The sequence below is a fragment of the Micromonospora marincola genome (assembly GCF_056150385.1).
The window spans coordinates 1-4,738 of sequence record NZ_JAXCFT010000039.1; the positions used below are offsets into that span (position 1 = coordinate 1).

The 4,738-nt window shown below is 72.5% G+C and carries 3 protein-coding genes and 2 tRNA genes; 3 read left to right on the forward strand and 2 right to left on the reverse strand.

The window, feature by feature from the left end:
- Positions 1-91 precede the first annotated feature (91 nt).
- Entirely contained in the window at positions 92-1,213 is a 1,122-nt protein-coding gene (locus SM450_RS30880; protein WP_474623307.1) for a globin domain-containing protein, read from the reverse strand.
- A gap of 121 nt (positions 1,214-1,334) precedes the next feature.
- On the opposite strand from SM450_RS30880, the gene SM450_RS30885 reads away from it, so the two are divergent.
- Positions 1,335-2,108: a CPBP family intramembrane glutamic endopeptidase gene (locus SM450_RS30885; RefSeq protein WP_474623305.1), complete on the forward strand. Its 774-nt coding sequence runs from the start codon at positions 1,335-1,337 to the stop codon at positions 2,106-2,108.
- On the opposite strand, the gene SM450_RS30890 is transcribed toward SM450_RS30885, so the two are convergent.
- A complete protein-coding gene (locus SM450_RS30890; protein WP_474623306.1) occupies positions 2,105-3,655 on the reverse strand; it encodes a hypothetical protein in 1,551 nt (516 codons plus the stop codon). The two genes, SM450_RS30885 and SM450_RS30890, sit on opposite strands and share 4 nt — an antisense overlap.
- A gap of 134 nt (positions 3,656-3,789) precedes the next feature.
- Between SM450_RS30890 and SM450_RS30895 the strand changes: the two genes are divergently transcribed.
- Both SM450_RS30895 and SM450_RS30900 read left to right on the forward strand, forming a co-directional pair.
- Positions 3,790-3,880, forward strand: a tRNA-Ser gene (locus SM450_RS30895).
- Between the two features lie 36 nt (positions 3,881-3,916).
- Positions 3,917-3,989, forward strand: a tRNA-Arg gene (locus tag SM450_RS30900).
- Positions 3,990-4,738 lie beyond the last annotated feature (749 nt).

Consider the following 4,738-nt stretch of genomic DNA (forward strand, 5'->3'; position numbering starts at 1 on the left):
AGATACCGGAGACCTCGCTACATCTCGAACACCGACACGCCAAGATCCTCACCCAACAGCTCAAGCCCTCGCACCGACTTCGACACAGGCCCTAGAGGGTGCCGAAGGTGTCGTACCGGATGTGGTCCGGCGGGACGTCGTCGGCGGCGAGCGCCCGCAGGGTCGCCCGGACCATGGTGGCCGAGCCCGAGACGTAGCAGTCGTGCGTGGTCCACGGCCCGTACCTGGCGACCACCTCGGCGACGTCACCGTGCTCGCCGGAGAAGTCCGGGTCGTCGCTGCACGACGGCGTCACCGACAACCACGGGTAGGTCGTCACCAGCTCCTCCAGGCCGGGCAGCCCGTACAGCTCGTCCGGGCGGCGGGCGCCGAAAAAGACGTGCACCCAGCGGGTCCGGTTGACCCGGGTCAACTCCTCGACAAGCGCCTTGATCGGGGCCAGCCCGACCCCACCGGCGACGCACAGGATGTCCCGGGTGGAGTCCGGGTCCAGCGTCATCGAGCCCATCGGCGCGGCCAGCCGCAGCAGGTCGCCCGGCTTGGTCCGGCGGACCAACGCGCCGGAGACCCAACCGGCGCCCCCGGCCGGCGTGCGGACGTGGAACTCCAGCACGTTCTCCTCGTTCGGGGCGTTCGCCACCGAGTACGTCCGCCACGTCTGGGGGAGGTAACGCGGCACCTCCACGCTCACGTACTGGCCGGCCTGCCAGGGCAGGGGGTCCTGGAGCGCCCGCACGGTCAACACCGCCGTGTCCGGGCCGAGCCGTTCGTGGGTCAGCACCTCGGCGTGCCAGAACGGTGGGTTGGTGTCGGCCTCCGCGCCGGCCCGCATCCGTGCGCTGATGCTCGCGTACGCCTCCCGCCACGCCTGGTCGTACTCCAGGCTCCAGCGGTCCCCGGCGACCGAGCGCAACCCGTCCAGCAGGGCGATGCCGAGCGTCTCGTAGTGCCCGGCCGACACGTGGTACTTCCGGTGGTCCCGGCCCAGCGCGCGCAGGTACTCGTCGAACGTCTCCGGATCGTCCACCGTCTGGGCGGCCGTCACGATCGCCTCCAGCAGCCGGTCGCGCTGCCCGCTCATCTGCACCGGGAAGAGCTGGCGCAGCTCCGGGTCGAGCAGGAACAGCCGGGCGTAGAAGTGGCCGGCGAGCCGCTCCCCGTGCTCCTCGACCAGGGCCCAACTCTCCTTCAGCAGCCGCGCGACGTTCTCCACAGGGGCACGCTCCTTCTCCGGGCGGCGGATCGGCCCGGACAGAATGTCCACGGAGCGTGTCCGCCGGTCGCACACAATGTGCGATCGGCTCACCTGACCGTCGAAGTGGTTTCATGGTCCGGTGACTGTCGGCGAGTTGGCCCGCCCGGTCTCCCGCCGGGTGCTGGGCACGGAGACGCTGCTCGTGCTCGGTCTCTCCCTGGGCCAGTCGGCCGTGTACGCGCTCGTCTCGCTGATCGCGAAGCTCACCGCGTCCGGCGGGCTGTCGAAGCAGACCGCCGCGCTCAACACGTCCGCCTCGGCCCGGCCGTACCTCGACCTCACCTACCAACTGCTCGGGGTCGCCTTCGCGCTGCTGCCGGTGCTGCTCGCCGTACATCTGCTGGCGCGTGACCCCGGCGACCCGGCGCGGACGCTCGGCGTCGACCTCAGCCGGCCCGGCTCCGACCTGGTCCGGGGCGCGGGCCTGGCCGCGCTCATCGGCCTGCCCGGGTTGGGGCTGGTCTGGGTGGCGGCCCAGGTCGGCGCCAACGCCACGCTGGTGCCGGCCGCGCTGCCGCACCTCTGGTGGGCGGTGCCGGTGCTGATCCTCGCCGCCGTGCAGAACGCCGTGCTGGAGGAGGTGATCGTGGTCGGCTACCTGGTCACCCGGCTGCGGCAGCTCAACTGGCGGATCGGCGCGGTGCTCGCGACAAGCGCCGTGCTGCGCGGTTCATACCACCTCTACCAGGGCTTCGGCGCGTTCGTCGGCAACGCCGTGATGGGGGTGATCTTCGGGCTGGTCTACCTGCGTACCCGCCGGGTGGCCCCGCTGATCGTCGCGCACACGCTGCTCGACGTGGTCGCCTTCGTCGGCTACGCGCTGCTGCCGAAATCCTGGTTCGGCTGGCTCTAGTTGTCCTGGTTCGGCTGACTCCGACCCGCCGACCGGTACCGCGTCACCGCCCGCCCGGCGACCCGCTCCGCCGCCGCCGTGCCGCCGGCCACGGCCGCCAGCACCGCCGCACCCGGCAGCAACCGCGCGGCCAGCCGCAACCCGAGCCAGCCGCCCGCCTGCGCGGCCACCGGCGTGGCCAGCCGCCAGGCCGCCTCGGCCACCCGGCCCCACGGCCCGTCCGCCGGCTCGCCGACCTCCCGGGCCGCCGCCAGCGCCGACCGCGCGGCGCCCTCGTCCGGGTGCACCGACGTCAGCACCAGCAACTCCGCCGCCCGGTCCGGATCCGCCGGGTCGTGCCCGTAGGCGGCGGCCACGTGCAGCACCAGGTTCGCCTGCGTCCAGAGCACCGCCGCCAGCTCGGCCGCCGGCGCGAACAGCCCGGCCCCCGCCGCCAGCGCACCACCCGTACCGGCCATCCGGACGAACCGCCGGGCCGCCAACCGGGCCACCCCGTCGGCGTCCGCCTGCGGGTAGGCCCCGCGGACCTGCTCCACCCAGCTCCGGGCCCGCGGCCCGAGCGCGTCCACCGCGGCCAGAGCCAGCAGCTCCGGCGCGAACCCCGGGTGGTCGCGCAGGCGCGGCCCCACCGCCCGCCAACCCTCCGCCGGGGTACGCGCATCCGCCGCGCCCGTCAGCGCGACGCTGTTCTGCTCGGGTGTCGTGGGTGTCGGGACCGGCTCGGCGGTGATAGCCGGTGCCATGGACGTCTCCGCGTCCCGCTCGCTGGTGACGGTTGGTCCGGTGGACGTCTCCGCGTCTGGTCCTGCGTCCGGCCCGAGGGAGACGTCGACGGCTGCCACCGGCTCGTGGTCTTCGCCGGCCGCCACGTCCGGTGACGACCCGGAAGGCGTCCGCTTGGTCGCGCGCTTCGCCGGGCTGGTCTTCGCGGCCGGGGCGCTCCTGGTGGTCCGGCGGGCCCGGGTGGCCCGAGGCGCGGATTCGGCTTCCTTCGCCGCGGCGTCGGGCGCGCCTGGCTCCACCCCGGTCGGCGCGGCGAACTCCGGCGGGACGGGAGTCTTCCGGGCCGGTGCGGCCTTCCGGGCAGCCGGTGCGGCCTTCCGCGCGCTCGGAGCGGCCTTCTTCTCGGCGGGGGTGCGGACCACCCGCTTCGGGGCCGCCTCGCCGGCGGACGCCGGTGGCTCGTCGGCAGGAGCGCCGGAACTGGTCGCGGGCGGCTCTGTGGGCGGCACGCCGGCCGGCGTACCCGGATCGGTGGTGGACGAGTCCACTGCCGGACGCGGGCGCGGAGCCCGCGGTGTGTCGAGGGCCGGCGCGTCCTCCGGGGCCGGTGCATCCTCCAGGGTCGGCGCGTCCTCCGGGGCCGGCGCGGGCGGCTGGAAGAGCACTGTCGGCGCGGCCCGGCGTGCCCGCTTCCGTGGCGGGATGTCGCCCGTCGCGTCGGTCGGCGTCGGCTCGGGCGCGGGCGGCGGGCTGAAGGTCGGTCGGGGGGAGCGGCTCCGCCGGGTCTTGGCGGCGGGGGGATCGCTCGGCGGCTGCTCCTGCATATCGATGGAGCGTAGTCGTGGACGTGACCTGGCACACGGTGGAAACACGGCGGCCCGGCGCGGCTCCGGTAGTCGCTTTGCTCCCGGCGGGGGCGGACCTGTATCCTCGGGCGCGGTGGCCTTCGGGCCACCGGGGAGACTTCGCCTAGTCTGGTCTATGGCGCCGCACTGCTAATGCGGTTGGGGTCTTAAAGCCCCTCCCGGGTTCGAATCCCGGAGTCTCCGCGCAAAAGCCGGGTGTGTAGACTGGCCGAGCACTGAGCGCCCGTAGCTCAATGGATAGAGCATCTGACTACGGATCAGAAGGTTAGGGGTTCGAGTCCCTTCGGGCGCACTTCACGATCAAGGCCGTGACCAGCGGAAATGCCGGTCACGGCCTTGACTGCATCTAAGTGTTGGGACGGAATTTCCCAGTATTTGGAATCTGGTGCTCCGATGGTGCTCCGTTGTCACTGTGCTGTCTTGGTGGGGGTTCGTGCCGACCTGTGCTGACCAGTGGTTCTGTGTGTCGCCTGGTCTGGATCATGATGGGGATGCCGACAGACCGATCGGCGGTCACCGTCCACTGTGGTCAACTTTGTGGATCTTCACTGCCAGGGTGGTCCCCGGGGCGACTAGCCGCCGCTGACCTGGGGGGCGAGCTCGGGCAGCACAGCGTGCCGGGACGCGGGACGGTGGTGACGGTCGTAAGTTCCACGCATCTGACTTTGCGCACATGCGACCGGCCGTCGGGGTGGGTTCACCACGCCGGACCTGACAAAGTCGGTTCCGACCGCCCAACGCGCCCCCTCCGGCCGACCACACCAGGGTCGCCGACACTCGACCAGCCGCCCGCCAGGGCCGGACCGAACAGCCGCCCGCCGATACCGCCTCCGGGGGTGCTCTGTCATGCCGAGAAGCGCGCGGCGAACGCCTCGACCGACGAACAGTTCCCTAATGCCGGCGTCGGCCAGGGCTAAAGGACGTCTCGTAACTCGGTGAAGACGTTGGCCGGCAACGGTGTTGGCGTCATCCCGCGAGGATGATGTTGTGGAGGTGGGCGATGCCGGAGGCGGTGTCGGTCAGTGTGCTGGCAGCACGCCG

Coding starts and splice junctions, on each gene's coding strand:
- SM450_RS30890 (WP_474623306.1), bottom strand. CDS start 3,655: ATGCAGGAGCAGCCGCCGAGCGATCCCCCCGCCGCCAAGACCCGGCGG.